This is a genomic window from Demequina litorisediminis, from assembly GCF_030161615.1.
In the GTDB taxonomy this organism is placed as follows: Bacteria; Actinomycetota; Actinomycetes; order Actinomycetales; family Demequinaceae; genus Demequina; species Demequina litorisediminis.
The window spans coordinates 396,883-421,917 of the sequence record NZ_BSUN01000001.1; the positions used below are offsets into that span (position 1 = coordinate 396,883).

The following is a 25,035-nucleotide window of genomic DNA, read 5'->3' on the forward strand; positions in this document are numbered from 1 at the left end:
GACCCCCTCAGGTCAAACCGAGGAGGGGCGCGTCGCTAGTCCCCGCGGACCTCGTCAGCAGTCGACGCCTCAGCCGGCTCGGCCGTGACCTCAACGGGAGCCTTCCTCGGGTGCCGATGCCTCGGCGCCTTCGGGGTGCTCGTCGCTGTGGTGGGCCTTCTCGGCTGCCGCCGCGATAGATGCGAGCGTGGCCTTGACCGCCGCCCTCGCCTCCTCACGGTCGTCCAGCGCATGGGTCTCCCCTGCGCTGCGGCGTGCGCGTGAGCCTCGTCGTGCTGAGGTTCAGGCTGCTGCTTCTTCTGGGGCTGCTGCTGGCCCTGGTTCTGCTGCTGACGGTTTCCACCATTGCCGCCGCTGCCGCTTCCACGGCCTCCGCGGCGACGCGGCTCGGGCTGCTTCTCGGTAGCCTCGGCCACCGGCTCGCCGTGCACCAGGAACCCTCGCCCCTTGCAGTGCTCACACGTCTCGGAGAACGCCTCCACGAGTCCCTGACCCACGCGCTTGCGCGTCATCTGGACCAGGCCAAGCGAGGTGACCTCGGCCACCTGGTGCTTGGTGCGGTCTCGTCCCAGGCACTCGATCAGGCGGCGCAGCACGCGGTCGCGGTTTGCCTCGAGCAGCATGTCGACGAAGTCGATGACGATGATGCCGCCGATGTCGCGCAGCCGCAGGCGACGCACGATCTCCTCGGCCGCCTCAAGGTTGTTCAGCGTCATCGTCTCTTCGAGCGTGCCGCCCTTGCCGACGAACTTGCCCGTGTTGACGTCGATGACCGTCATGGCCTCGGTCCGGTCGATGACCAGCGAGCCACCCGAGGGCAGCCACACCTTGCGGTCCATGCCCTTGGTGAGCATTTCGTCGACCCTGGCCTCGGCGAACACGTCGCCGTCGCCCACGAACTTGTGCAGGCGAGGCATGAGGTCGGGGGCGACCTGACCCACGTAGGCGCTCAGCGAGTTCCACGTGTCTTCACCCTGAATGGTGAGCGACTCGAAGTCCTCGTTAAAGATGTCGCGGACCACGCGGATAGCCATGTCGGGCTCGCCGCGCAGCAGCCTTCGGGGCCTTCCCGTTGTCGGCCTCGGCCTGGATGTTCTCCCACTGGCGCTTGAGGCGCTCGACGTCGGCGCGCAGGCTCGTCCTCGGATGCGCCCTCGGCAGCGGTACGGACGATGACGCCCGCATCGGCAGGAATCACCTCGCGCAGCAGGCTTCTTCAGGCGGGCACGCTCGGTGTCGGGGAGCCTTGCGGCTGATGCCGGTCACACCCCCACCGGGCACGTACACCAGGAAGCGGCCCGCGAGCGAGATCTGGCTCGTGACGCGCGCACCCTTGTGGCCGATGGGGTCCTTGGTGACCTGCACCATGACGGTGTCGCCCTGCTTGAGCGCAAGGCTCGATGCGGCGCGGCTTGCCCTCAAGGCCCGCAGCGTCCCAGTTGACTTCGCCCGCATACAGCACGGCGTTGCGGCCACGGCCCACGTCCACGAACGCGGCCTCCATGCCGGGCAACACGTTCTGGACACGGCCCAGGTACACGTTGCCTGCCATCGACTGCTGGGCCTGGTGCGACACGTAGTGCTCCACGAGCACGTCGTCCTCGAGGACGGCGATCTGGACGCGGTGGTCCTTCTCACGCACGATCATGTCGCGCTTGACCGACTCGCGGCGCGCGAGGAACTCTGCCTCAGAGATGACGGGGCGGCGACGCTGGCCGTCGCGGGACTCGCGGCGACGCTGGCGCTTGGCCTGCAGACGCGTCGAGCCCTGAAGCCTGATCGTCCGAGCCGCCCGATCCTCCGGACGAGGATCCCGCGCTGGCACCGGAGCGCGAACCACGACGGCGACGTCGACGGCGCGAGGAGCTCGAGCCCTCGCCCTCACCCTCGTCGTCGCTGTCTTCCGAGCTCTCGGTATCCGCCTCGGCGTCGCCTGCGCTCTCCCGCGGGGCGCCGTCGCCGGCGTCGCGCGGCGACTCCGCGTCGTCCTGCTCGTTGTCCTCGCCTGCCTCGCCGTCGACACCGGGGCGCTTCTTGCCGCGTCCACGACCGCCGCGACGACGACGACGCTTGGCGCCGCTCGACTCACCGTCACCGTCGCCTTCGCCCTGCTCGGCTGCGGGGCCCGCTGCCTCCTCGGCCACGGCGTCACCGGCGTCGGCGGCGGGAGCCTCTGCCTTGGTCGCCTTGCCCTTGCGGGCATTCGTCTTCTTCGCAGGGGCATCCGACTTGGCGGGAGCGTCCGTCTGCGCGGCGCTCGTGCCCTCTTCTGCCGCGGTGGTGTCGACCTCGGCCTTGGGCTTGGTCTTCTTGGCCGCGGGCTTACGCGACTTCGCGGGCTTGCGCGCGCCGGGAGGCGCCGACGAATCGGCGTCGGCGGAGTCCTTCGGCGCGGCCGATGCGGGCTGCGCGGTCTTGGCTCGGTCCGCAGCACTTGCCGGGGGTCCCGCAGGTGCCGATGCACGGCGAGACCTCGCCGGCTCAGGGGCCTGGAAGAACACGGCGGTGGTCGGAATCTCGGGAGTGGTCTTGTCCTCGCTCAACGCGGGTACCTCGGATCAACGCGCCCACACTGCGCGTCGACTGTCTCGTCGTTCGTGATCCGCGGTTGCGGCCACGCAAGTCTTCAGGTCGCGGCGGACAGCGGCGCCTGCACATGAGCGCCTATCCCCGATGTCGCCGCTTGCGGGCTGTAGCCCAGCGGGACCAGGACGGGACTGGCTGCTACGCAGTCGCTGCGTCTGTCGCACGGTTGGCACCCCTGTGTGGAGAGGTGCCTGACCTGCCCACTATTGTGACACACCGCCGCTCGCGCGCCTCGAAGTGCCCGGTCAGGGCGTGTCTGACCGTCGACGGTGCGCGCCACGCCGGCCGCCACGCGGGAACGTGACCCAACCGTGACCCCGGATAGGACCAAGGTCCCAGACGGTGAAACGTGAGATTTCAGTTAGGTTCGTACCTATGGGAAACGAAGGGGCGCACCGTGGACGTTCTTGACCTCGCGCGGTGGCAATTTGGCATCACTACGGTCTATCACTTTGTGCTGGTGCCGCTGACGATCGGCCTGTCGATGTTGGTCGCGATCCTGCAGACCGCATGGAACGTGACCGGCAAGGAGAAGTACTTCCGGCTCACCAAGTTCTACGGCAAGGCTCCTGCTCATCAACTTCGCCCTCGGCGTGGCCACCGGCATCGTCCAGGAGTTCCAGTTCGGCATGAACTGGTCGGAGTACTCGCGCTTCGTCGGCGACGTCTTCGGTGCTCCGCTCGCGATGGAGGCGCTCGCAGCCTTCTTCCTCGAGTCGACGTTCCTGGGGCTATGGATCTTCGGGTGGGACCGCCTGCCGCGCAAGGTGCACCTCGCCACGGTCTGGGCCTTCGCCATCGGCTCGTTGCTGTCCGCCTACTTCATCATCGCCGCCAACTCGTGGATGCAGCACCCGGTCGGCGCCGTCTATAACGCCGAGACCGGGCGCGCCGAGATGACTGATATCTGGGCCGTCCTGACGAACAACACGACCCTCGTGGCGTTCCCACACGTCATCGCCACTGCGTTCCTCGTGGCGGGCACCTTTGTGGCTGGCATCGCCGTGTACTGGATGGTGCGCCACAGCCGCAAGGACAAGGACCACGCGGACATCCCGATGTACCGCACCGCCGCACGGTTCGGCGCCGTCGTCATGCTGATCTCCGGGCTCGGAGTGGTGATCACCGGCGACGAGCAGGCCAAACTCATGTTTGAGCAACAGCCCATCAAGATGGCCGCGGCCGAGGGGCTCATCGAGACGCCAGACGGTTGCGCGCCGTTCTCGATCCTTTCGATCGGCAACCTCGCGGGCGATGATCCCTCGTCGGTGAAACACATCCTTGAAGTCCCCTGCATGCTCTCGTTCATGGCCACCGGCACGCTCGACGGCCCCGTCCTCGGCCTCGAGGATCTCCAGGAGATCTACGCGGAGCAGTACGGCGCCACCACGCCCGACGGCGAGGAGATCGAGTACCGTCCCAACCTCCTGATCACCTACTGGTCGTTCCGCCTCATGATCGGCCTCGCCGCCTTCTCCGCAGCGCTGTGCGTCGCCATCTTCTGGTTCACCCGCAAGGGCCGCGCCATCGACCAGCCGTGGATGAAGAAGCCGGCGCTGATCTCGCTGCCCATGCCGTTCCTTGCGGCGAGCCTTCGGCTGGATCTTCACCGAGATGGGCCGTCAACCCTTCGTGGTCGCGCCGAACCCCACGGGCGTCGACGAGATCATGCTGATGACCATGTTCGGCGTCTCCGAGGCGACCACGGTCGTCGAGGTCGCCATCTCACTGACGGTCTTCACGTTGCTCTACGCGGTGCTCGGCGTGTTCTGGTTCCTCCTCATGAAGCGTTACGCCTCCGAGGGAGCGCCGAACCCCGAGCCGGAGGAGATCTCCAGCGACCCCGACCGCCCAATGTCCTTCGCGTACTAGGAGTGAACTGACATGGATCTCCCCTCCTCTGGTTCATCCTCATCGCGGTCCTGTGGACCGGCTACCTGGTCCTCGAGGGCTTCGACTTCGGCGTCGGCATGCTGCTCGAGAAGGTTGGTAAGGGCGACAAGGGCCGCCGTGTGGCGCTCAACACCATCGGCCCCGTGTGGGACGGCAACGAGGTCTGGCTACTCACCGCCGGTGGCGCCATGTTCGCGGCCTTCCCCGAGTGGTACGCCACCTTGTTCTCCGGCTTCTACCTGCCGCTTCTCCTGATTCTCGTCGCCCTGATCGTGCGCGCCTGCGCCATCGAGTGGCGCGGCAAGATCAACTCCGAGACCTGGCGTTCACGCTGGGACTGGGCCATCATCATCACCGCCTGGATCCCTTCGATCCTGTGGGGCGTCGCCTTCGCGAACATCGTGCGCGGCGTACCCATCGACGAGAACGGCACGTTCACGGGGACCCTGTGGACCCTGCTGAACCCCTACGCGCTGCTCGGCGGCGCCACCACGCTCGCTCTGTTCCTGAGCCACGGCGCGATCTTCCTGTCGCTCAAGACCGCGGGTGAGGTTCACGACCGCGCCCGTGCAGCGGCCAAGACCACCGCTCCGCTCGCCCTCGTGATCGCCGCCGCCTTCGCGATCTGGACCCAACTCGCGTACTCGGTGACGTGGACCTGGGCCGCCGTCGCCATCGCCGCGCTCGGCCTGGTGGCCGCCTGGCTGTGGGGTAACGCGGGCTCCTACGGCAAGGCCTTCGCCGCCAACGCCGTCGCGATTGTGGGCGCCGTGGTGCTGATCTTCGGCTCCATGTACCCCGACGTGATGCCCTCGACCACCGACCCGGCCTTCTCACTCACCATCGACAACGCGTCGTCGACCGACTACACGCTGACCGTGATGACGTGGGTCGCCGTGGTGCTGGTGCCCGTGGTCCTGCTCTACCAGGGCTGGAGCCTACTGGGTGTTCCGCCGCCGTCTGTCCCTCGAGCACATGCCCGAGCAGCACGGCTTCCCGACGCTGCGCAAATCCAAGGCGTCTGCGTGACGCCCGCGCTCCTCGCCTCGCCTTCCACGCGGCCGATGCGGCGAGGAGCCGCGTAAGTCCCTTGCGTCCTCTCGACCCCCGGCTCGTGGGCCGCATCGGCCCGGCTCGTCGCTACATCGTCACCACCGCCGTCCTCGGCCTCGCCACCGCCGTGGCGATCCTGTTCCAGGCGCTGCTGATCGCCCGCGCGCTCGCACCCGTGCTTGCGCCGTCCCCACTCGAGGAAGATGGGCTTTCGTGGCTCGGCGCGCTGGTGCCCGAGTCGGCGCGCGAGCCTCGACGTTGCCCTGGCATGGCTGGCGGTCGTCGTCGCGATCAGGGTCGCGTTGACGTGGACGCAGGAGCGCCTCGCGCATCGGGCTGGCGCGCGAGTGATCTCGGATCTGCGGTCCCAAGTGGTCTCCCACGCGGCCGCGCTGGGGCCGCGCTGGATCGCCTCGGGCGAGGGCGCTGCCGTCGCCACCACCGTCACGCGCGGCCTCGACTCGTTGCTGCCGTACTTCGTGCGCTACCTGCCGCAGCCTGCTGCTCAGCGCCACTGTCACGCCGCTGATGATCGTGGTGGTCCTCGGTCTCGACTGGATCTCGGCAGCCATCGTCATCGGCACCCTCCCGCTCGTACCCATCTTCATGGTCCTCATCGGTCTCACCACCCGCGACCGCTCCGCGCGCCACCTCGACGCCATGCAGCGGCTCGCGACCCGCACGCTCGACCTGATCGCAGGACTTCCGACTCTGCGTGCCCTGGGACGCGAACACGGCCCGGCGGCGCGGGTGCGCGAACTCGGAGACGCGCAGCGGCGCGCCACCATGGGTTCGTTGCGTGTGGCGTTCCTGTCCGGCATGGTCCTCGAACTTCTCACCACGCTCGCGGTCGCGCTCGTCGCCGTCACGCTCGGCTTCCGTCTGGTGGAAGGCGCCGTGTCCATCGAGACGGCTCTTGCGGTCCTTGTCCTTGCTCCCGAGGTGTACCTGCCGCTTCGCATGGTGGGCACTCACTTCCACGCTTCCGCCGATGGCATGGCCGCGGCCGATGCGGCGTTCGAGGTCCTCGAGACGCCCGTCGCGGTCGCCGGTGGGGAGGCCCCGGCTCCTGATCTCACCGGTGCCACCCTGGTCGTGGAGGACCTCGCCGTGGCCACGCCCGACGGCAGGAGACTCGCACCTGGCCGGCTGTCGATGATGGCCCGGCCGGGCACCATCACGGCGCTCGTGGGTCCCAACGGGGACGGCAAGTCCACCGCGCTGTCCGCGTTGATGGGGCTCCTGCCCCCGACTCCGGCTTCGTCGCGGCGCTGACGCCTGCGGGCCGTATTGACGCGCAAGACGTGGTGGCCGCCGCGTGGTCGCGCCAGTTCGCGTGGGCCCCGCAGCGGCCGGATCTGGGCCCGGAGGGGCGCACCCTCAGCCTCGGTGAGCGCCAGCGTGTCGCGCTCGATCGCGCCCTCGCCGCGGGCCGGCCCGTCGTCGTTCTTGATGAGCCGACCAGTCACCTCGACCGGACCAACCGCGACGCGGTGATCGCCCGCATCGTCGCCACGGCCCGCACCGGGGTGACCGTCGTGGTCGCGACGCATGAGCCCGAGCCGATCGCGGTAGCGGACACCACCGTGACCGTGACGGCGATGGAGGTGGCACGATGACCGCCGCCCGAGGCGCCCTGCGCTCCCTGCTGCGGGATGCCCACCTGCCGAAGCGGCGCATTGCGCTGTCGATCCTGACGGGCTCTGCGGCGCTCGGCTCGGCGGTGGGCCTGTCGGCGATCGCGGCATGGCTGATCGCCCGCGCCGCGGGCATGCCCTCGCCCGCCGACCTCGCCCTGGCCGCGGTGGTGGTCCGCTTCTTCGGCATCGGGCGAGGGCTGTTCCGCTACCTCGAGCGGCTGATCTCGCACGACACGGCCCTGCGTGGGGTCGTCGCGCTGCGGGCCAGAGTTTACGAGCGACTCGCGGACGCCCGCGCCGACACGGTCCTCGGCCTGCAGCGAGGCGATGTCCTCGCGCGCATCGGTGGTGACGTCGATGCCGTCGGCGACGCGGTGGTGCGAGCCGTGATTCCGCTTGGTGTTGCGGTGGTCGTCTCGGGAGTCGCCGTGAGTATCTCCGGGTTCCTGGACCCGACGGCAGGCGTGGTGCTCGCCGCGGCGATCCTCGTCGCGGGCATCGGCGCGGCGCTGCTGACGTGGCGTTCGGCCCGCATCGCCGCTGTCGAAGGCGTCGCGGCCGATGCGAGGGTCGCCCAGGCGGTCCTCTCGGGCCTCGAGGGCGCCGCCGAACACCGCGTGTGGGGCACGGCCGACGCCGCCCGCCAGGAACTGGCGGACGCCAACGACGAGGCGGAACGCGCGCAGGAGTCCGCGGCTCGTCCCGCGGCTCTGGCCGCGGCGGTTCAGGCCCTTGCCGCGGGTGCCGCCCTTATCGGCTCGCTGGCCATCGCCGTCACCCACGCCAACGCCGGCCAGTACGGCGCGACCACGGCGGCGATGATCGCACTCCTGCCGCTCGCGGCATTCGAGGCCGTCAACGCGGTACCGACCGCCACTCAGCAGCCTGTTCCGCTCGCAACAGGCCGCGCGCCGCATCGTCGCGATGGCTCCCACGGGAGTCCGCACCGACGCCGCGCCGGCAAGCCAAGCCTCGTCGCACGCGCCGAGAGTTGACGCCGGGCTTGCGGGGCCCGACCTCGCACTCGACGGGCTCAGCGCCGCCTGGCCAGGCATGACCCCCACGCGTCCCGCGACTGCCTCCGTCCCCGGAGGCGGCGTGCTCGCCATCGTCGGCCGCTCGGGCATCGGCAAGACCACACTGCTCCTCACTCTCGCTGGAGTGTTGCCCCCCGCGGCCGGAACGGTGCGCATCGGCGCCCGTGCAGCGCACCGAGACCTCGTGGGCCACACCGTGGGCATGACAGCAGAGGACGCCCACATCTTCGGCACCACCGTGCTCGAGAACCTTCGTGTTGCCAGGGGCGACGTGACCGAAGCCGAGGCTCGCGACGCGCTCGCGCTGGTGGGACTCGGCGCATGGGTCGAGGGGCTACCCGAGGGCCTCGACACGGTGCTGGGGACCGGAGGCAACAGCGTGTCGGGCGGCGAACGTCGCCGCCTCCTGCTGGCCAGAGCCCTGCTCACCCCGCAGCCCCTAGTCCTCATCGACGAGCCGGCCGAGCACCTCGATGCCGCGGGACGCGAGGCACTCGACGCCGTGCTTGGCCAATTGCGCGCGGAAGGCCGTACCGTGGTGATCGTGACGCACCACCTCCACCTCACGGACCTCGCGGACGCGGTGGTGACGCTCGATGATTGAGTCGAACGACCACCTCGCCACGCTCACGCTCGCCGATGCGATTACGGCACTCAATGCCGACCTCTCGCTGGCCAGCGTCCTCGACACCCTCGTCGAATCCGCACGCCGCCTCACCGGTGCGCGTTACGCCGCCCTCCACGTATTCGACGCCCAGGGCGAATCCACGGCCTTCATCACGAAGGGCATCCCGGACGAGACCAAGGACCGCATCGGCCACCCCCTGGCCGCGTAGGAGTCCTCGCCAAGATTCCCGCGCACGGCACCCTCGCGGTGGAAAGCATCGACGCCGACCCTGATCACCGCGGCATGCCGCGGTGGCATCCGCGCCTCGAGAGCCTTCCTCGGCACGTCGCTGACAGTCCGGGAGCAGGTCTTCGGTCACCTGTACCTCGCCGACAAGGACGGCGGGCCTTTCGACGAAGAAGACAAGCGCATGATCCTCGCGCTGGCGGCCGCTGCCGCCGTGGCCATCGATCACGCCAAGCCTGCACGACGACGCCGTCGAGCGTGAACGGTGGCTCGAGGCGTCCCAGCGTCTCACCACGCAGATGCTCACCACGAGCGACGAGGAAGAGGCGCTGCAGGGCATCGTGGATGCCGCTCGAGAACTCGCTCATGCCCCCACTGCGGCGCTCGTGCTGCCGGGCATCGACGACGCGTGGGTGATCGAGATGGCCGCGGGCGACTACGCCAGCAACATCATCGGGCTCGAGCCGCCAGCCAAGGGCTCGGCAATGGACGTCATCCGCACGTCACGAGGCATCGTGGCGCCAGCGCCGCCCGGTCGTCACGTCCTGCACGAGATCACGGAGTACGGGCCCAGCCTCTACGCCCCCTCGCGTCCGACGGCGAGACAATCGGCCTCCTCATGTTGTGGCGTGACAAGGGCGATGACGAGTTCTCCGCCGCCGACCTCGAGGTCACCCAGCGCTTCGCACACCAGGCGGCGCTGGCGCTGACCCTGGCGGAGCTCAATCAGGCCCGCAATCACGCAACGCTGCTCGAGGAGCGCGAACAGATCGCGGACGACCTCCACGACTTCGTGTCCCAGGAGGCTCTTCGCCGCGGCCATGCATCTCGAGGCACTCACGGAGGGCGCGACGGAGACGCAGACCACACGCCTATCCAGCATCGCGGACCACGTGAAGCGCGCCCAGTACGAGGTGCGCGGCGTCATGCGCAACCTCGCGGGCCAGCGCTCCTCCGAGCCCGCCAGCGACAGGATGCGCCGCGAGATCACGCTCGCGCAGGCCACCATGGGCTTCATGCCTGACGTCGACGCGCAATGGTCGGACGTCAACGAGGTCTGCGCCAGCGACACCACGCTGGCGGACGACTGCATCGCGGTGATGCGAGAACTCCTGTCGAACGTGGCACGCCACGCGAACGCCACGGCCGTCAAGATCTGGGTGCATGTGAGCGACGACCGGCTCGAGCTCGGAGTCCAGGACAACGGCATCGGCCCTGCGGGTGCCACCAAGCGCTACTCGGGCACCTCAAACCTGGGCAACCGCGCGCTGAGGCGCAACGGAAGTTTCGCGCTGGCTCCCGTGAATCCCGACGCCGAGCGTCCCGGATCCCGGGCGGTGTGGAACGTCGAGGTGAAGCGCTAGGCGCGTCAGGCGCGGAACGACTGCGCGCGGCGGGCCGTGGCCCACGCGACAATCTGCGTACGGCGCTTCAGGCCCATCTTGGCGAGCACCGACGTGACGTGGTTCTTCACGGTCTTCTCGGCGATCCCCAACTGGTCCGCGATCTCCTTGTTCGACAGGCCATCGCCCACCGCCGAAAGGATGCGGCGCTCCGTGGGAGTGAGGCGAGCGATGGCCTCGTCCTCGCCCACCGCGATGTGCTGGCCGTGCTCGCGGCCCGACGCGGCATCCAGGACCGCCTTCAGCACCTCGGCGGAGCCCGCGGTCTTGGCGACGAAGGCGTCCGCGCCAGCGTGACGTGCGGCTGTACGGGCCTCATCGTCGTCGTAGGCTGGTCAGTACCACCACGTGGGTGTCGGGCAGCGACTCACGCACGTGAGCGATGACGTCGAGACCGGTACCGTCGGGCAGACGAAGGTCGGAAAGGATCACGTCGGGACGCACCGCGTCCGCACGCCGCACCGCCTGCGCGACGGAGCCGGCCTCTGCTACCACCTCGACGCCTTCGGCACGGTCGAGGATGTCGCAGATACCGCGTCGCACTACCTCGTGATCGTCAAGGACCAGCACTCGCACATCAGCCATACCCTGCATCGTAGGCGTCACCAGCCCTTCAGACCTAGCGCACCGCCGCGCGGCGCGGCGAGTATCGGCGCTGGCAGCGTCCACACCAATGGCTCGCACGTCCGCCGATGGTGGCGCGGCTCAGTAGGTTGCCGCACCGGCCGCAGGGCTCACCGCCGCGCCCGTAGGCCTCGAGCCCGCGCGCGAAGTAGCCCGACTGTCCGTTGACGTTGACGTACAGCGCGTCAAGGCTCGTGCCGCCCTGGGCGAGCGCGTCACGCATCACGGCCTGGGTCGCCTCCAAGAGGGCCGATGCGGTGGCCACCGACGTCGCCCGCGCGGGCCGCTCGGGGTGCACCCTCGCGCGCCACATGGCCTCGTCCGCATAGATGTTGCCGATGCCCGAGACCAGCGTCTGGTCCAGCAGCACCTGCTTGATGCCGCGCGTCCCGCGCCGCCACGCCCTCAGCGCGGCGGGCACATCGAGATCTGGGTCGAGGGCGTCCCTGCCGATGTGCGTGACGGAGGCGGGGATCAGGGCGTCCGCACTCCCCTGGCCGCCAGCGAACCCATCGTCGGTGGGTCGCAGGCTCCTCGACGTGGAGATAGCCGAACGTGCGCTGATCCAGGAAGTCCAGCACGAGGTCCTCCCCTGCGCGGGACAGGTGCAGGCGGGCGCGGCAGTGCGAGTGGGGCGCGGGGGCATCGGCCGCCGTGTGGACGCGAAACTGGCCCGACATCCCCAGGTGGGCGCTGAGCGACTCGGCGGGTACGCCATGGTCCGCAGCAAACGTCAACGGCAGCCACAGGAACTTGCCACGCCGGACCGCACCGGCGATGGTGGCGCCGGTCAGGCGCCCCTGAAGTTCCGCTCCTCCGCCGGGCAGGAGCCGCGCGACGGACTCGCGTCGCACCTCCACCGCAACAATGGTGGAACCGGTCACGAAGGGCGCGAGCCCCGCGCGGACGGTTTCGACCTCGGGAAGCCTCCGGCATGCGTGCGCCGCGGTCAGGAAACGGTGGGCTCGGAGCCGTCCGAGCCCGTGATGGCCTCGTAGGCCTCGGCTGCCGCGGCCTGCTCTGCGTGCTTCTTTGCGCTGCCGACTCCCGTGCCGTATGCGGTGCCGTCCACGGTGACGGTCGCGGTGAAGGTACGGGCGTGGTCGGGGCCTTCGCCCACGCAGGTGTACACGGGTACGCCCATGCTGCGGCTGGCGGTCGCCTCCTGGAGGGAGGTCTTCCAGTCGAGAGCAACGCCGGAACGGGCCGCTGCGACCAGGTGGGGGCCCACCAGGCGCTCCACGACCTCACGTGCGGTCTCGATGCCGTGCGTAATGTAGATCGCGCCCAGGACGGCCTCGAAGGAGTCGCAGAGAATGGAGTCCTTGTCGGCGCCACCGGTGCTTGTCTCGCCTTTGCCCAGCAGAATGCATGGGCCGAGGTCGATCTCGCGGGCCACCTCGCTCAGCGCCTTCTGCGACACGGTCGCGGCGCGCATCTTGGCGAGGTCGCCCTCGGGAAGGTCGGGGTGATCCCGGTACAGGCGGTCGGTGACGATCACACCGAGCACGGAGTCGCCAAGGAACTCCAGCCGCTCGTTGGTCGGCAGACCGCCGTTCTCATACGCGAACGAACGGTGCGTGAGCGCGAGGACGAGCAGTTCAGGATCGACAGGCACACCGAGCCGGGCCACCAGCGCATCGGCTGCGGCCTGTCCCGGGATGCTCAACTGCTCGCCTCGCGTCCGCGTACGGGAAGAAGCGTGTCTTACGCCTCGTGCTCGGTGCGAAGCGCCTCGGCGTACTGACGACCGTTGTAGGCACCGCACGACGGGCACGCGACGTGGGCCGCCTTGTCAGCCTTGCACGACGGGCACGTGGTGAGGTTCGCAGCGGTGGTCTTCCACTGGGCACGGCGGGCACGCGTGTTCGAACGCGACATCTTGCGCTTGGGAACTGCCACGGCTAGGCTCTCTTTCTGTTCAGTCAAACTCTGCAGGGTCGACCACCGGGGGTCGATCACCTCGTGGGTGTGGTCCGGGTCATCCTCGAGCCGTGCGCCGCATTGGTCGCACAGCCCCGGACAATCGGGCCGGCACAACGGAGTGAAAGGCAGCGATGTCACCACCGCGTCTCGCACCACGTCCTCGAGGTCAAGGGTCTCCCCATCAAACTCGAAGACGTCCTCAGGCTCGTCGCCGTCCTCATCGGCCTCGACCTTGCCCAGCGTGAACAACCCCTGGACCTGCGCGTCGACATCGCGACGCACCTCGTCCAAACAGCGTCCGCACTCGCCAAGAGCGACCGTGTGAACAGTTCCGGAAACCCAGATACCTTCCGAGATGGACTCGAGGCTCACAGTGAGCCTCGATCTCCGTCCCCTCAGGCACGCCGATCACGTCAGTGCCTAGGACCACTGGTGTCGGGAACGTCTCGCTCACCTCGTGGTGAGCACCCGGGCGCCGCACGAGATCCCGCACAGGGAGGCGATACGGCGAGGGTTGCGAGAGGCGCGACATGCCGCACCTCCCAACGTCTCCGGTCCACACTGGACCCAGGCCCGCACCGAACGGCAGGACCGGCGCACTACTTTACGCGACAACCGGGGGTGTTCTCAACACGGGGGTGCCGCGGCGCGTCGTCACGCTCGCGCGAGGGCCGCCGCAATGGCCTCGGACACACCCTCAGGAACATAGACTGACACATCGCCGCCGTGACGCGCGACGTCTCGCACCAGTGACGACGCCACGTGGCTGAGGGCGTTGTCGCCCACAACGAACACCGTCTCGATGCCACTCAGGGAACGGTTCATGAGCGCCATGGGTCGTTCGGCGTCGAAGTCTGCTCCCCCGCGGAGGCCCTTGACGAGAGCATCGGCCCCCACCGTGCGGCAGAAGTCCACGATGAGTCCGTCGGTGCGCACGGCGCGCGCGCCGGGGATCTCTGCGACGGCCTGGGCGGCGAGCCGCACGCGCTCGTCCGCCCCCAGCAGCGGCGCCTTAGTGGAGTTGTGAGCCACCGCCACGATGACCTCGTCGAAGAGCCTGCTAGCGCGGCGCACGATGTCGACGTGGCCCACCGTGATGGGGTCGTACGTGCCTGGCAGGACCGCAATCGTCATGGGCCGACGCTACCGGACGGTCTGGACGTAATGCAGGCGGGTCTCGCCGTAGTCCTTGCTGGCGTACCTCTCGAGGCCCGCGGGCCACGCGGGCTGCGCGGCACGCGCGGAGCCCTCGAGGACCACCACAGCATCGTCCGCGAGGCGCGGCGGCAGTGCCGCAAGGACCGCGTCCACGTCGGCGGCCGGAAGGTCATAGGGCGGGTCGATGACCACCAGGTCAAACGTTTCCACGGTGCGGGCGAGGTATGGCGAGGCCTTCTCCTTCACGGCGGTAGCGCGGGAGCCCAGGCCGAGATCGCGAATGTTCTGCTGGAGGATGCGCGCGGCGCCCGCAGACGCCTCCACGAGCACGGCGGAGGCAGCGCCTCTGCTGAGCGCCTCCAGCCCCAGCGCACCCGAGCCCGCAAAGAGGTCGAGAACGCGCGCGCCGCGCAGGACATCGGAGTGATCGAGGCGACTGAAGAGCGCCTCGCGCACCCTGTCCGTGGTGGGGCGCGTGCCCTTGCCTGGAACGGCGAGGCGGCGGCCGCCGAGGCTCGCCAGCGATGATGCGTGTCACGGGGTCAGGGTAGGCCAGGTCTAGGGGGCGACTCCGTGGACACAAACTTCGAGCGTCTGGACATCGTCGCCCTGCAGCGCCATCGCCGTGCCGGAGGCAACGTTGAAGACCGTGCCGTCGGGCGGGTCCAGTTGGGTGAAGGTGAACTCATAGCCGCTCGACGGCGAGGGGTCAGAACTCACGTAGTTGAACGTGGCCCCCGTGGCCTGGAACGCGTCGATCATGGGCTGTACGTCGATCTCGATTCCCCAGCCGTAATAGAACGGGTCTTCCGCCTCGTCCACAAGCCCCTGCACTGTGAGGGTCGAGCATCCGGCGTCGCCCGCGTCGTTGAGGGTGATCGGTGAGAGCGACCACGCGTACCACTCACCGTTGTCCGGCTGGGGCTCGGGGATCTCATTGTTGTAGCCGCACACCTCGACGAGTGCGACCTGCCCGGCCACGATCGGGGTGTTGTTGGAGTACTCGTTGAAGGCCCCCGACCCGTCAGAGTTCCCGGTGATCACGAGCGGCGAGGTACGTGGCTCCTGAATCTGGCCACCGTTGTTGACCTGAATCTGGGCTGGGTCGTCGTGATTCCAGGGGCGCTCATCTGGATCGACGGTGATCGTCCAATCCACCGGCGTGTCCGACGTCGTCGAGACTTCCACGACAGCGCAGGAGGACTCCGGCGAGCCTCACCGTCCACGTGATGTCGATGATGTCGGTGTTATCGCCGCCATCGATCCCGCCTCCCCCGCCGTCGCCGCCTCCGCCGTCATCCCAGGTCCCGGCGCTGGCGGACGAGGTGAACCAGGCGTCGTCGGTCCATGCCGCCGCCGTGACGGTCGGCAGCGCGAGAAGCGCCACGAGACCCGCGAGCGCCGCGAGCAGGGGCCCCTGCCGCCGCGCCGTCATGAGCGCACCTCGGACACGACGGCGAGCGGGCGGGCTCGCCATGCGGCCAGGGCGCCGGCTCCCACGGCTCCCACCGCGAACGCCACGACGAGCCACGGTACGGCGCCGCCGGTGACGGGCAACACGCCGCCTCCGGTGGCCGTGTCGTCGGCCAGCAGCGTCACCACACCCAGCGCGTAGCCATCACCGCTGACGTCCTCGGGCAGGCTCCCGGAGACACTCATAGTCCACGTGCCCGCCGGCACCGATGCGCCGGTATTGACGGGCTGCACGTCCTCGCAACCGGGATCGCCGCACAGCGCGATGTCCCAGGTCATGTCCTCCGCGACACCGTCCAGTTCCACCCACTCAGAGCGCACCACAGTGGCGTTCTGGGGAACCTCGAGGGTGAGTGACTTGGTGACGGTCTCGCCGGGCATGATGATGCCGAGGTCGATATCCACCGCCACGTCGGTCTCGGCGCGGGTCGTCTGAATGCCACCGGCCATCGCCGCAGCGCAGCCAAGGAGAATCGCCACCAGGGCTGCGGGAAGGGCGCGGGAAAGGCGGGTCACGGCTGACCTCCCGCCCCGGTCGCAGCGTCACTCACGAGGGCCGCCTCGTCCTCAGGGTCTTTGTCACGCAGCAGGGACAGGCCCAGCAGCGCGCCAATGGCGATCATCGCCGGCACCACCACTGCTGGCCTGCTGACATCGGCGATAGCCGCACCGACGCCCGGGATCACTAGGCGGACCTCCCACACGTCACCCGAGACCTCATACGGTTCTGGGTCGGCGATGGGGTTCGCGTCCCCCTTCAAGGTCAGCGTGGCATCGTCTCCGCGGAGGGCGATGTCCTCGACCCTGTGGGTCACCAGGTTTTCGGCGAGATCTGAGTAGACCGTCACGACGTCGCCCGCCACGATCTCCTCGGCCGCCACGGGCACGTCGATTACGAGCGCACCCGTGGGGATCTCAGGCTCCATCGACCCGGACACCACGATCAGCGGCTTGATCCAGCCAGGCGCGGTCGCCGCCCACACCCCGCATGTGAGCACGCCAAGGACGGCGGCCACCCACAGGGTGATGCCGCCGAGCGTACGCAGGACGCGGGTCACGGGACGGAACTCAGGGCGTCGTTACGATGCCGTGCCCACCACGAGAATGGCGATGTCCCCTGTGGAGCCCATGTACGTCGAGGGCCAGGTCTCGGGGACGTCAAGCGTCGCGGTGAACGACGCGGTGTCGCCCGCGCAGTCCGCGGCCGGGTCGAAGGGCTCGGCTGGCGCCAGTGGGCCCGAGCCGCCCGAGTAGGTGTAGGCCGAGAGTGTCACCGTGGCGGGATCCGCGCCGGTGAACATGGCGCCGGTCAAGGTGGAGTCCGCCGCGGCCAAGGAAATGTCCGTGGAGCCCGCGTTGCACACCTCAAGCGAGGCGGTGGCGGTGTCTCCGGGGACGAGGGTGGTGAGGTCGACCGGGACGCCGCCGCTGAGCCAGGCGTCATCGGGGATCACGATGACCGTGTCATCCGACGAATCCTCGACCGTGTCGTCGACCCCGATGTCGAGCCAATCGTTGGTGCCGACGACGCGGCCCTGCAGGTCGAACTCGGCCGCCTGCGCCTCCGCGCTGAACCACACGTCGTCCGTCCACGCGGCCGTGGTCACCGCGGCACCGATGCCGGCGACGGCCACTCCTGCAAGAACCAATTTGACCTTGTCGCGCCGCGACCGGCGGCGGGCCTTCTCATTCATGGCTTTTCCCCTGGGCTTGACAGGGCACCGGCAACGCGGCGCCAGGCCCCGGGCCCGAGGCCATACCCCACAGTAGGCATAAGCCCACGAAAAAGACATGGTGGGCACGCGTGGGGCATCGGTAAGGTGTGCCGACGGGGAGGACCACATGACCGACATCACACCGCCCACTTCGGCACCACAGCGAGCACCGTGGTGGCGCCGACCCCTGGTACTGGTGCCGGGTGCCATCGTGGCCGCTGGCCTCCTCGTGGCGGCCGGCTGGGGACTTGCGCGAGCCTCGGGAGACGACGACACGCCGCCCACCGAGTCCGTCACACCCTCCGCGTCGGCGACCCCCTCGTCGTCCCCTACCGCAGCCGCCGCGACGGGAACGTGCACCGCCGAGGTGGAGATCACCCAGGAATGGGAGGGCGGCTTCCAGGCCGATGCCACGGTCACCGCCGGCGACACGGCGATCACGGGCTGGACCGTCACGCTCACCGTGGGAGACGCCACCGTGGACGGCACCTGGAACTCGACCCTGAAGTCCGGCGCGAGCGGCACGGTGGAGGCCTCGAACGTCGACTACAACGCAGCGCTTGCAGCCGGCGGCACCGCAGAATTTGGGTTCACCGCCAAGGGCGACGCGGCCGTGACTGTCGCGGACTGCACGGCTACCGGTGGCGACACGCCAGGCTCCGAACGCGTCGACGACGATGGCCCCGGAGCCGCGGGCGACGCGAGCGCCCCGCTCAACGCGGCTAGCGGCGACGACTGGCTGAGCGTCGACGGCAACCGCATCGTCGACGCCGACGGCCGCGCCGTGTGGCTCACGGGCGCGAACTGGTTCGGTTTCAACACGTCGGAGCGCGTCCTCCACGGCCTGTGGGCCGCCAACCTCCACGACACGCTCGTGGAGTACGCCGATCACGGCCTCAACGTGGTGCGCATCCCCATCTCGACGGAGCCTCCTGCTCGAATGGCGCGCGGGCCAGGCGACCACCACCGGCAGCGTCAATCAGGCCCTGAACGAAGAGTTGGTGGACTTGACCACCCTCGAGATCTTCGACCAGATGCTGGTGTGGTGCAAGGAACAGGGCATCAAGGTCATCCTCGACATGCACTCCGCGCTCGCCGACAACGCCGGGCACAACGCGCCGGTGTGGCACGCGGGGAACGTGACCGAGGAGGACTTCTTCGTGGCGTGGGAGTGGGTGGCCGAGCGCTACCGCGACGACGACACGATCGTGGCCTTCGACCTCAAGAACGAGCCGCACGGCAAGCCCACCGAATCTCCGCGAGCCACGTGGGGCGACGGCGGCGACGATGACTGGCAGGCCGTCGCGTCCGAGGCCGCCGCCCGGATTCACGCGGTGCACCCCGATGCGCTCCTGCTCGTGGAGGGCATCGAGGCCACTCCCGCCGACGGCAAGGACTGGTCAAGCACCGATCCAGGCGACTACGAGAGCACCTGGTGGGGAGGCAACCTGCGGCTCGCGGGCGAGCAGCCCGTGACGGGCGCGGACGGCAAGATCATGTACTCGCCGCACGACTATGGGCCGCTCGTGTACGAACAGCCATGGTTCCAGGGCGAGTTCGACGCCGCGTCGCTCGAGCGAGACGTGTGGACGCCCACGTGGCTCTACCTTCATGACGAGAACCTCTCGCCCTTGCTGATCGGCGAGTGGGGCGGACGGCTCGGACAGGACGACCGTCAGGACGAGTGGCTGACCGCTCTGCGCGACCTCATCGCCGACCGTCACCTGCACCACACGTTCTGGGCCCTCAACCCCAACTCCTCGGACACGGGCGGGTTGCTGTTGGACGACTGGGCCTCGTGGGACGAGGACAAGCTGGCGATCGCACCGGTGCTGTGGACGGACGATGCAGGGTCAGGCGTCAGCCTCGATCACGAGGTGCCGCTGGGCGCCGGGGGCGTGTCCTTGACCGAGTACTACGACGGCGGAGGCGCGCAGCCCGCCGGGTGACCCGAGAGGCGATCGGAGGGCGTCAGTCGACCGATGGATGCGGCTAGCCGCGTTCCAGGAACGCCTCTCGCTCGGGATCGAGCCAGGAGGCCACGGCGTCCGCGAGCGCCGGGAATCCCGCGAGCGCCGCATCGGAGCCGACGACGGCCGCCGCCTCGGCTCGTGCCTCGTCGATCAGCGCGGCATCACGGACGGCGCGTAGGAGCCGTAGCGACGACCGGCCACCACTTTGCGAGGCGCCGAGCACGTCGCCCTCGCGGCGTAGGCTCGAGGTCCTTTTCGGCCAGCACGAAGCCGTCCGATGTCTCGGCGAGCGCGTCGAGCCGTTCGTGGGACGTGGTGCCTGCCTCGGCACGGCTGACGAGGAGGCACAGAGACGGCAGGTCGGAGCGTCCCACACGGCCCCGCAGGCGATGGAGCCTGCGAGATGCCGAAGCGCTCGGCATCGAGTACCACCATCATGGTGGCCTCGGGGACGTCGACTCCCACCTCGATCACGGTGGTGGAGACGAGCAGTGGGGTGGCGCCGGAGGCGAAGGCCTCCATGGCCGCGTCCTTCTCATCGGGCGCGAGTCGCCCGTGCATGACGCCGATGGCGACGCCCGCGAGTTCGGGCCGCTCCCGGAGCGCCTCCACGGTGGCGCTGACCGATGCGAGAGGCACCTCGGGAGCAGCGGAGCCCGCATCGGTCCCGAGATCGAGCGCGAGAGCGCCGTCGGGGTCGGCGTACGAGGCCGCCACGTCCTCGCCGTCAGCCTCGTCGGCGGCGTCATCGGCCTCGATTCTGGGACACACCACATAGACGCGACGCCCCGCATCGATCTCCTCGCGAGCCCTGGCCCACGCGCGCGCCAGCCAGGCGTCGTTGCCCGCGGGCACCACATGGGTGACCACGTCGACCCGCCCCGCGGGTCGCTCGCCCAGCACCGAGGTCTCGAGGTCACCGAACACCGTCATCGCCACCGTGCGAGGGATGGGGGTGGCCGTCATCACGAGCGTGTGGGGCGGGTGGTCCCCGCGGTCTCGCAGCGCATCGCGTTGCTCGACGCCAAAGCGGTGCTGCTCATCCACCACCACGAGGCCGAGATCGGCGAACTGCACGTGGTCGCTCAGCAGCGCGTGCGTGCCCACCACGATGCCCGCCGCACCCGACGCGGCCTCGGCGAGCGCCTGGCGCTTCGCGCTGGCTCCCAGCGACCCGGTGAGGAGCGCCACGCGCGTGGCGCCGTCCGCACCGGTCAGCATGCCGCCATCGGCCAGCGGGCCAAGGAGCGCGCGCAGCCCGCGCGCGTGCTGCGCGGCGAGAACCTCGGTGGGCGCCAGCAGCGCCGCCTGACCACCCGAGTCCACCACCTGGGCCATGGCGCGCAGCGCCACGACCGTCTTGCCAGCGCCGACGTCTCCCTGCAGCAGGCGCAGCATGGGACGGTCCTTGGCGAGATCGGCCGCGATGGTGGCGCCGACCTCGACCTGGGCGGAGGTCAGCGGAAAGGGCAGCCGGGCGTCGAGCGCCTCAAGGAACCCTCCGGCCACGGCGGGACGCGGCACGGCACGCAGCGCGTCGTGCGCGGCGCGGCGACGCGCGAGCGCGGTCTGGAGAACGAACGCCTCCTCGTAGCGCAGGCGGTCGCGGCCGCGCCGCCATGCCGCCTCGTCATCGGGCGTATGGACCAGGCGCAGCGCCTCCAGCAGCGTCGGGAAGCCGCGCGTCTCGCGCACCTCAGCCGGCAGCGGGTCCGGCACATCCGCCTCGGTCAGCGGGTCGAGCACCGTGCGGACTGAACGACCGATGCGCCACGTGGGAACGGATGCCGACGCCGGGTAGATGGGAATGGGACGCGACGCCTCGATGATCGCCTCGTCCTCGTCGGCGGCGTCGACTCCCACGATGAGGTAGTCGGGGTGGGTCGTGTCGCCGCCCGCGGTACTCGCCAACCGTGCCGGTGAACAGGCCCGTCCGTCCCGCCCTGAGTTTGTCCTCGTGCATGCGCAGCACGCCCGCGCGCTTGGCAAAGAACGTGAGCCTGCAACGAGGCGGCACCATCGGTGACGATGGCCTCCAGCATCGCTCCGCCGCGCGATCGCATGGACCGCACCTGGGCGGAGCGCACCTGCGCCATCACGGTGACGTGTTCACCCACGCCGAGCGCGCCGATGTCGGTCATGGTGCCGGGCGAGTCGTACCTGCGGGGGTAGTGCCTCACCAGGTCACCCACGGTGGTGAGCCCCAGTTTCGCGAGGCCGCCGGCGGTGCGCGTGCCCAGCACCGCCTTGAGCGGCTCGGCGAGGCGGTCGCTCACGCGCCGCCCTCGACGCCCATCAGCACGGCGGGGCTGTGCTGTCCTCCCCGGTAGACGTGGACGTCGGCGCCGGGCGCCGTGGCACGCACCGAGAGGTGCACCGCGTCCGCCACCGCGTCGGGCACGCCGGCCGCGAGGATCAGCGACACCACCTCGGTGGAGGCGTCCACCATCCGGTCCACATCGTCATCGAGCGCATCGCCGCTGGACGAGGACACCTTGACCGAGGCGGCGGCGTGGGCCATCTCCTCCGCAAGGTCCTGGCCCGGCGTGAGCAGTGCGGCGGCGGCCACCGCTGCGATGACCTGTGCCTCGTGGTCGGTATCGAGGACGGTCAGCGCGGGCCGGCGGCGCCTGGCTGCCAATTCGCGCGCGGCCGCACGCAGATGCGGATGTCCGGCCACCACCACCGCGTGCTCCGCGGAGGCGTCCTTCACGGCGCGGCGCAGCGAGCGGCGTTTGAGCGTGGCGGGATCGGGCACGACCAACACGACCGCGCCCGCGTCCGCGAGGGGCTCAGCAAGGCCAGGGCACGTCGTGAGCGCCACCATCCCCGTGGAGGCACGGTCGGCATCGTGACCGTGGGTGAGGTGGCGCACGATGATCTGGCTCGCCCCGGCGGCAACGCCGCTGTGCACGGCCGCATGGGGCGTGTCGGTGTGGACGTGCGCCTGCCACAGGTCGTGGGCGCCCGTGACAGCCACGGAATCGCCGATGGTCTCCAGGCTCCCCGTGAGCGCGTCGCGAATGTTGTCCTCGTCATGGGTGACAAACATGACCTCGTACGCCCCGCCACCGTGGGCGTGCAGCCCCTCCGTGGAGACTCGCGACCGTCCGTCACGCAGTTCCCACGGCACCTCGGGAAGAGCAGCAAGAGCATCGGGCCCTGCAATCGCCTCCACCAGCGCCTCGCCTGCAGCACCAGGCCGGCCGCGCCCGCGTCGACCACCCCGGCGTCGTGGGCCGCCGCGAGTTGGTCGTGAGTCCTCACCAGGGCGGCGCGGGCGGCGACCACGGCACCCATCGCCGTATCCTCCCGCGATGCCTTGGCGGCCGCGGCGTCGGTCGCACCCTGCGCCGCGGCACGCGCCACGGACAAGATGGTGCCCTCCTCGGGCTCGGCGACCGCGCCGTAGGCAGCATCGGCGGCATCGGCGAGCGCTTGCGCGAGGTCCGCCGGGCCGATGGCTCCGAGCCCGCCGTGGCGGTCCAATCCTGTGAGGAACGTGGTCAGGTACTGGCTGACGATGACGCCCGAGTTTCCCCGTGCGCCCAGGAGCGCCCCGCGGGCGAACGCCGCGACCACCTCGCGGTGAGTAGCGGTTTGAGGCAGCCGGGCCACAGCGCGGTTGCCCTCGTGGAGGGTCAAATAGAGATTGGTGCCGGTGTCGGAGTCGGGAACGGGAAACACATTGATCGCGTCCAGGCGCGTGCGGGCAGACTTGATCGCCCTGGCGCCCGCTTCGAGCCACCGGCGCAGATCGTGAGTATCCGCCATCCGTCCCTTTCCTGGAGCCCCTGCGGGGCCGTACGTCCTGGCCTATGCTGTCACGGAGCACCGACGTCAACGGCTCTGCACGCGCGCATTTGCTCGCGCCGGGCGTCGTCGGTTACCCTAGTGCGGTTGCCCGGCCAGTCTGGGCTCACCATCGTGGCGCGCCGATTCACGGCCGCGCAGAATTTTGAGGAGAACTATCGTGGCTGCCAACTGCGACGTCTGCGGCAAGGGACCGTCCTTCGGTCACAGCATCTCGCACTCGCACCGCCGCACCAAGCGTCGTTGGAACCCCAACATCCAGCGCGTTCGTGCCGTGGTCGCGGGTACCCCCAAGCGTGTGAACGTCTGCACCTCGTGCCTCAAGGCCGGTAAGGTGCAGCGCGCAGTCTGACCTGACTGTCGCCCAGCAAGGCGCACGTTCCTCACGGAGCGTGCGCCTTTCGCTTTCCCCGGCGGGCGGCCCGCTACGCGAAGTGGTCCCAGCCACTCACGGTCGGCGCCGCGCCATCCACCGTGAGGCCGCTGCCGTCCTCGACGACCCCCACGATCACCCAGCCGGCAGGCACCGCCGACTCGCGTGGGAAGCACGCCACCATGTGGTGGTCCTCTCCCCCGCCGAGCGCCCACGCCAACGCGTCCACGCCCATCGTCTGCGCCGTGAACGATGCCGCCTCGTGGACGGGCACGAGCGCCGATTCGACGGCGAGGCGCACCTCGGACGCGCGCGCGATCCTCGCCCCATCGCGTGCAAGCCCATCGGACAGATCCATCATGGCCGTCGCGCCATGCAGCGCCGCCTCGAGGCCAGCGCCGATGCGCGGCTGAGGGCGCAAGAAGAGGTCAATCGCGGCAGGCGCCACCCGCGTACCCTGTTCCAACTGCGCGAGCCCCGCGGCGGCCGCCCCGAGCGGCCCCGCCACCGCGATGACGTCGCCGGGGGCGGCATCGGCCCGCGTCACGGGATCGGTGCCATGGGTCTCCCCCAACGCCGTGACGGCGACCACGATCTGGGCGGCGCCGGAGAGATCCCCGCCTACTACGCCCACTCCGTGCGGCTCGCACGCCTCACGCAGCCCGTCCGCGAAACTCAGGACCCACTCCACCTCGGTGTCCCGCGGCATGGCCAGCGCCACCTCTAGCGCGGTCGGGACGGCACCCATCGCGTCGATGTCCGCGAGGTTCTGCATCGCGACCCGCCACCCGACATCGGCCCCCGTCGACCACTCCATACGGAAGTCGTGATCCTGGACCGCCATGTCTGTGCTGACCACGAGGTCACCGTCCACCGAGACCACGGCGGCGTCGTCCCCCGAGCCGAGAACTTCCGCATCCGTGACGGGAAGGCGGGGCGCAAACAGCGCGATGAGGTCGTCCTCTGACATGTCACTGATGCGAGCCATGCGACGAGCGTAGGCCACGTGTCAGGAGCGTCCGCACACGCAAACTACCCTGGTGCCATGCCCGCGTCCCGACTGAGCCTCGCCGCGCTCGCAGGCGTCAGCGCGGTAGCGCTGGCCGGCTGCGCCCATCCCCTCGTGGTGGACCCCGCCGAGTACGCCGCCGACCCCGACTGCGCGCGTGTCATGCTTGCCATCCCCGAGACCGTCGGGGGCCTCGACCAGCGCGGCACCACCTCCCAGGCCACCCAGGCGTGGGGGGACGAGTTCGAGATCGTGGCGCGCTGCGGAGTGGAGCCGCCCGGTCCCACCACGGAGCAGTGCGTCAACGTCACCACCGCATCGGCCGATGTCGATTGGCTACTGCGCGAGGAAGACGATCAGTGGGTCGCGACCGTGTTCGGCCGCTCCCCCGCCCTTGAGGTCACCGTGCCCAGGGTGCGGGCGGACGATGCGGTGAGCGAGCTCCTCGCGGAGTTCTCCGGACCCGCATCGCTCGCGTCCGTCAACAACCTCGAATGCCTGTAGGC

The 25,035-nt window shown here is 69.7% G+C and carries 30 protein-coding genes and 7 pseudogenes; 15 read left to right on the top strand and 22 right to left on the bottom strand.

Annotated elements, in window-relative coordinates; genetic code table 11:
• Positions 1 to 35 precede the first annotated feature (35 nt).
• From QQK48_RS21030 to QQK48_RS21045, 4 genes are read right to left on the bottom strand one after another with little or no spacing between them, the layout of a single operon-like run.
• Positions 36 to 1,034 carry a ribonuclease E/G gene (locus tag QQK48_RS21030; protein ID WP_431308270.1) on the bottom strand — a complete coding sequence of 333 codons (999 nt, stop codon included), beginning with the start codon at positions 1,032 to 1,034 and terminating at the stop codon, positions 36 to 38.
• Positions 1,003 to 1,185, bottom strand: coding sequence for a hypothetical protein (locus QQK48_RS21035; RefSeq protein ID WP_431308271.1), 183 nt, complete (start codon positions 1,183 to 1,185; stop codon positions 1,003 to 1,005). Before QQK48_RS21035 ends, QQK48_RS21030 begins: the two co-directional genes overlap by 32 nt.
• 31 nt (positions 1,186 to 1,216) lie before the next feature.
• Entirely contained in the window at positions 1,217 to 1,648 is a 432-nt protein-coding gene (locus QQK48_RS21040; RefSeq protein ID WP_431308272.1) for a hypothetical protein, read from the bottom strand.
• Positions 1,649 to 1,688: 40 nt separating this feature from the next.
• Positions 1,689 to 2,543 (bottom strand): hypothetical protein, encoded by an 855-nt coding sequence (locus QQK48_RS21045; RefSeq protein WP_431308273.1) that lies wholly within the window; start codon positions 2,541 to 2,543, stop codon positions 1,689 to 1,691.
• A 636-nt stretch (positions 2,544 to 3,179) separates the two neighbouring features.
• Here QQK48_RS21045 and QQK48_RS18765 point away from each other — a divergent pair.
• The 11 genes and pseudogenes from QQK48_RS18765 (at position 3,180) to QQK48_RS02505 (ending at position 10,426) form a co-directional block, all read left to right on the top strand.
• On the top strand, positions 3,180 to 4,469 hold the full coding sequence (locus QQK48_RS18765; RefSeq protein WP_431308274.1) for a cytochrome ubiquinol oxidase subunit I: 1,290 nt from the start codon (positions 3,180 to 3,182) through the stop codon (positions 4,467 to 4,469).
• Between the two features lie 24 nt (positions 4,470 to 4,493).
• Positions 4,494 to 5,508 (top strand): annotated as a pseudogene (gene cydB, locus QQK48_RS02465) (cytochrome d ubiquinol oxidase subunit II).
• Positions 5,509 to 5,569: 61 nt separating this feature from the next.
• Positions 5,570 to 6,061: a hypothetical protein gene (locus tag QQK48_RS02470; protein ID WP_284327368.1), complete on the top strand. Its 492-nt coding sequence runs from the start codon at positions 5,570 to 5,572 to the stop codon at positions 6,059 to 6,061.
• A 5-nt stretch (positions 6,062 to 6,066) separates the two neighbouring features.
• A complete protein-coding gene (locus tag QQK48_RS02475) occupies positions 6,067 to 6,807 on the top strand; it encodes an ABC transporter transmembrane domain-containing protein (protein ID WP_284327369.1) in 741 nt (246 codons plus the stop codon).
• A gap of 29 nt (positions 6,808 to 6,836) precedes the next feature.
• Positions 6,837 to 7,151, top strand: coding sequence for an ATP-binding cassette domain-containing protein (locus QQK48_RS02480; protein ID WP_284327370.1), 315 nt, complete (start codon positions 6,837 to 6,839; stop codon positions 7,149 to 7,151).
• Positions 7,148 to 8,167 (top strand): ABC transporter transmembrane domain-containing protein, encoded by a 1,020-nt coding sequence (locus QQK48_RS02485; RefSeq protein ID WP_284327371.1) that lies wholly within the window; start codon positions 7,148 to 7,150, stop codon positions 8,165 to 8,167. Before QQK48_RS02480 ends, QQK48_RS02485 begins: the two co-directional genes overlap by 4 nt.
• A 58-nt stretch (positions 8,168 to 8,225) precedes the next feature.
• Complete coding sequence (locus QQK48_RS02490) at positions 8,226 to 8,813, top strand: ATP-binding cassette domain-containing protein (RefSeq protein WP_284327372.1); 588 nt, start codon at positions 8,226 to 8,228, stop codon at positions 8,811 to 8,813.
• Complete coding sequence (locus QQK48_RS02495) at positions 8,806 to 9,045, top strand: hypothetical protein (protein ID WP_284327373.1); 240 nt, start codon at positions 8,806 to 8,808, stop codon at positions 9,043 to 9,045. The genes QQK48_RS02490 and QQK48_RS02495 overlap by 8 nt, the downstream gene beginning before the upstream one ends.
• An 87-nt stretch (positions 9,046 to 9,132) precedes the next feature.
• Positions 9,133 to 9,324, top strand: a complete 192-nt coding sequence (locus tag QQK48_RS21050; protein ID WP_431308391.1) for a GAF domain-containing protein — start codon at positions 9,133 to 9,135, stop codon at positions 9,322 to 9,324.
• A 147-nt stretch (positions 9,325 to 9,471) separates the two neighbouring features.
• A pseudogene (locus tag QQK48_RS21055) lies at positions 9,472 to 9,711 on the top strand (hypothetical protein); the annotation flags it as partial.
• Between the two features lie 172 nt (positions 9,712 to 9,883).
• On the top strand, positions 9,884 to 10,426 hold the full coding sequence (locus QQK48_RS02505) for an ATP-binding protein (RefSeq protein ID WP_284327375.1): 543 nt from the start codon (positions 9,884 to 9,886) through the stop codon (positions 10,424 to 10,426).
• 5 nt (positions 10,427 to 10,431) lie between these two features.
• Here the strand turns inward: QQK48_RS02505 and QQK48_RS18775 are convergent, their stop codons facing one another.
• From QQK48_RS18775 to QQK48_RS02565, 14 genes and pseudogenes are all read right to left on the bottom strand, one after another.
• Positions 10,432 to 10,713 (bottom strand): helix-turn-helix domain-containing protein, encoded by a 282-nt coding sequence (locus QQK48_RS18775; protein WP_348523397.1) that lies wholly within the window; start codon positions 10,711 to 10,713, stop codon positions 10,432 to 10,434.
• A gap of 67 nt (positions 10,714 to 10,780) precedes the next feature.
• Positions 10,781 to 11,050, bottom strand: a complete 270-nt coding sequence (locus QQK48_RS18780; RefSeq protein WP_348523398.1) for a response regulator — start codon at positions 11,048 to 11,050, stop codon at positions 10,781 to 10,783.
• A gap of 34 nt (positions 11,051 to 11,084) precedes the next feature.
• Positions 11,085 to 11,312, bottom strand: coding sequence for a zinc finger domain-containing protein (locus QQK48_RS18785; RefSeq protein WP_348523737.1), 228 nt, complete (start codon positions 11,310 to 11,312; stop codon positions 11,085 to 11,087).
• A gap of 24 nt (positions 11,313 to 11,336) precedes the next feature.
• Positions 11,337 to 11,807, bottom strand: a pseudogene (locus QQK48_RS18790) (hypothetical protein); the annotation flags it as partial.
• Positions 11,695 to 11,973, bottom strand: a pseudogene (locus QQK48_RS18795) (DNA-formamidopyrimidine glycosylase family protein); the annotation flags it as partial. The pseudogenes QQK48_RS18790 and QQK48_RS18795, both read right to left, overlap by 113 nt.
• A 65-nt stretch (positions 11,974 to 12,038) precedes the next feature.
• Positions 12,039 to 12,758, bottom strand: coding sequence for a ribonuclease III (gene rnc / locus QQK48_RS02520; RefSeq protein WP_284327376.1), 720 nt, complete (start codon positions 12,756 to 12,758; stop codon positions 12,039 to 12,041).
• A 38-nt stretch (positions 12,759 to 12,796) separates the two neighbouring features.
• Positions 12,797 to 13,387, bottom strand: a complete 591-nt coding sequence (gene rpmF / locus QQK48_RS18800) for a 50S ribosomal protein L32 (RefSeq protein ID WP_348523399.1) — start codon at positions 13,385 to 13,387, stop codon at positions 12,797 to 12,799.
• A gap of 282 nt (positions 13,388 to 13,669) precedes the next feature.
• Entirely contained in the window at positions 13,670 to 14,149 is a 480-nt protein-coding gene (gene coaD, locus QQK48_RS02535; protein ID WP_284327377.1) for a pantetheine-phosphate adenylyltransferase, read from the bottom strand.
• A 9-nt stretch (positions 14,150 to 14,158) separates the two neighbouring features.
• On the bottom strand, positions 14,159 to 14,629 hold the full coding sequence (locus tag QQK48_RS02540) for an RsmD family RNA methyltransferase (RefSeq protein WP_284327378.1): 471 nt from the start codon (positions 14,627 to 14,629) through the stop codon (positions 14,159 to 14,161).
• 102 nt (positions 14,630 to 14,731) lie between these two features.
• The gene (locus QQK48_RS02545) at positions 14,732 to 15,331 is read right to left on the bottom strand and encodes a hypothetical protein (RefSeq protein WP_284327379.1); all 600 of its coding nucleotides are present in this window, start codon (positions 15,329 to 15,331) and stop codon (positions 14,732 to 14,734) included.
• Positions 15,300 to 15,608 carry a hypothetical protein gene (locus QQK48_RS02550; RefSeq protein WP_284327380.1) on the bottom strand — a complete coding sequence of 103 codons (309 nt, stop codon included), beginning with the start codon at positions 15,606 to 15,608 and terminating at the stop codon, positions 15,300 to 15,302. The genes QQK48_RS02545 and QQK48_RS02550 overlap by 32 nt, the downstream gene beginning before the upstream one ends.
• On the bottom strand, positions 15,605 to 16,162 hold the full coding sequence (locus QQK48_RS02555) for a hypothetical protein (RefSeq protein ID WP_284327381.1): 558 nt from the start codon (positions 16,160 to 16,162) through the stop codon (positions 15,605 to 15,607). The genes QQK48_RS02550 and QQK48_RS02555 overlap by 4 nt, the downstream gene beginning before the upstream one ends.
• The gene (locus QQK48_RS02560) at positions 16,159 to 16,704 is read right to left on the bottom strand and encodes a signal peptidase I (protein ID WP_284327382.1); all 546 of its coding nucleotides are present in this window, start codon (positions 16,702 to 16,704) and stop codon (positions 16,159 to 16,161) included. Before QQK48_RS02560 ends, QQK48_RS02555 begins: the two co-directional genes overlap by 4 nt.
• Positions 16,705 to 16,725: 21 nt before the next feature.
• Entirely contained in the window at positions 16,726 to 17,340 is a 615-nt protein-coding gene (locus QQK48_RS02565; RefSeq protein WP_284327383.1) for a hypothetical protein, read from the bottom strand.
• A gap of 148 nt (positions 17,341 to 17,488) precedes the next feature.
• On the opposite strand from QQK48_RS02565, the pseudogene QQK48_RS02570 reads away from it, so the two are divergent.
• Both QQK48_RS02570 and QQK48_RS02575 read left to right on the top strand, forming a co-directional pair.
• A pseudogene (locus QQK48_RS02570) lies at positions 17,489 to 17,992 on the top strand (cellulose binding domain-containing protein); the annotation flags it as partial.
• 403 nt (positions 17,993 to 18,395) lie between these two features.
• The gene (locus QQK48_RS02575) at positions 18,396 to 19,310 is read left to right on the top strand and encodes a glycoside hydrolase family 5 protein (RefSeq protein ID WP_284327384.1); all 915 of its coding nucleotides are present in this window, start codon (positions 18,396 to 18,398) and stop codon (positions 19,308 to 19,310) included.
• A 43-nt stretch (positions 19,311 to 19,353) separates the two neighbouring features.
• On the opposite strand, the pseudogene QQK48_RS02580 reads toward QQK48_RS02575, so the two are convergent.
• From QQK48_RS02580 to QQK48_RS21060, 3 genes and pseudogenes are all read right to left on the bottom strand, one after another.
• Positions 19,354 to 21,610 (bottom strand): annotated as a pseudogene (locus QQK48_RS02580) (ATP-dependent DNA helicase RecG).
• Positions 21,607 to 22,512, bottom strand: a complete 906-nt coding sequence (locus QQK48_RS02585; RefSeq protein ID WP_284327385.1) for a DAK2 domain-containing protein — start codon at positions 22,510 to 22,512, stop codon at positions 21,607 to 21,609. Before QQK48_RS02585 ends, QQK48_RS02580 begins: the two are co-directional and overlap by 4 nt.
• 20 nt (positions 22,513 to 22,532) lie before the next feature.
• Positions 22,533 to 23,108 (bottom strand): annotated as a pseudogene (locus QQK48_RS21060) (DAK2 domain-containing protein); the annotation flags it as partial.
• 199 nt (positions 23,109 to 23,307) lie between these two features.
• Between QQK48_RS21060 and rpmB the strand changes: the two are divergent.
• The gene (gene rpmB / locus QQK48_RS02590; protein WP_061962473.1) at positions 23,308 to 23,499 is read left to right on the top strand and encodes a 50S ribosomal protein L28; all 192 of its coding nucleotides are present in this window, start codon (positions 23,308 to 23,310) and stop codon (positions 23,497 to 23,499) included.
• Positions 23,500 to 23,572: 73 nt separating this feature from the next.
• Here rpmB and thiL read toward each other — a convergent pair whose 3' ends face one another.
• Positions 23,573 to 24,508 carry a thiamine-phosphate kinase gene (gene thiL, locus QQK48_RS02595; RefSeq protein WP_284327386.1) on the bottom strand — a complete coding sequence of 312 codons (936 nt, stop codon included), beginning with the start codon at positions 24,506 to 24,508 and terminating at the stop codon, positions 23,573 to 23,575.
• A 57-nt stretch (positions 24,509 to 24,565) separates the two neighbouring features.
• On the opposite strand from thiL, the gene QQK48_RS02600 reads away from it, so the two are divergent.
• A complete protein-coding gene (locus tag QQK48_RS02600; protein ID WP_284327387.1) occupies positions 24,566 to 25,033 on the top strand; it encodes a DUF3515 family protein in 468 nt (155 codons plus the stop codon).
• The last annotated feature ends 2 nt before the right edge of the window (positions 25,034 to 25,035 follow it).

Coding starts and splice junctions, on each gene's coding strand:
- coaD (WP_284327377.1), bottom strand. CDS start 14,149: ATGACGATTGCGGTCCTGCCAGGCACGTACGACCCCATCACGGTGGGC.
- QQK48_RS02550 (WP_284327380.1), bottom strand. CDS start 15,608: ATGACGGCGCGGCGGCAGGGGCCCCTGCTCGCGGCGCTCGCGGGTCTC.
- QQK48_RS02565 (WP_284327383.1), bottom strand. CDS start 17,340: ATGAATGAGAAGGCCCGCCGCCGGTCGCGGCGCGACAAGGTCAAATTG.
- QQK48_RS21040 (WP_431308272.1), bottom strand. CDS start 1,648: ATGATCGTGCGTGAGAAGGACCACCGCGTCCAGATCGCCGTCCTCGAG.
- thiL (WP_284327386.1), bottom strand. CDS start 24,508: ATGGCTCGCATCAGTGACATGTCAGAGGACGACCTCATCGCGCTGTTT.
- QQK48_RS21035 (WP_431308271.1), bottom strand. CDS start 1,185: ATGCGGGCGTCATCGTCCGTACCGCTGCCGAGGGCGCATCCGAGGACG.
- QQK48_RS02600 (WP_284327387.1), top strand. CDS start 24,566: ATGCCCGCGTCCCGACTGAGCCTCGCCGCGCTCGCAGGCGTCAGCGCG.
- QQK48_RS02505 (WP_284327375.1), top strand. CDS start 9,884: ATGCATCTCGAGGCACTCACGGAGGGCGCGACGGAGACGCAGACCACA.
- QQK48_RS21030 (WP_431308270.1), bottom strand. CDS start 1,034: ATGGCTATCCGCGTGGTCCGCGACATCTTTAACGAGGACTTCGAGTCG.
- QQK48_RS02490 (WP_284327372.1), top strand. CDS start 8,226: ATGACCCCCACGCGTCCCGCGACTGCCTCCGTCCCCGGAGGCGGCGTG.
- QQK48_RS02485 (WP_284327371.1), top strand. CDS start 7,148: ATGACCGCCGCCCGAGGCGCCCTGCGCTCCCTGCTGCGGGATGCCCAC.
- QQK48_RS18780 (WP_348523398.1), bottom strand. CDS start 11,050: ATGGCTGATGTGCGAGTGCTGGTCCTTGACGATCACGAGGTAGTGCGA.
- QQK48_RS18785 (WP_348523737.1), bottom strand. CDS start 11,312: ATGCGTGACGCGCTCGCCCAGGGCGGCACGAGCCTTGACGCGCTGTAC.
- QQK48_RS02495 (WP_284327373.1), top strand. CDS start 8,806: ATGATTGAGTCGAACGACCACCTCGCCACGCTCACGCTCGCCGATGCG.
- QQK48_RS02575 (WP_284327384.1), top strand. CDS start 18,396: ATGCTGGTGTGGTGCAAGGAACAGGGCATCAAGGTCATCCTCGACATG.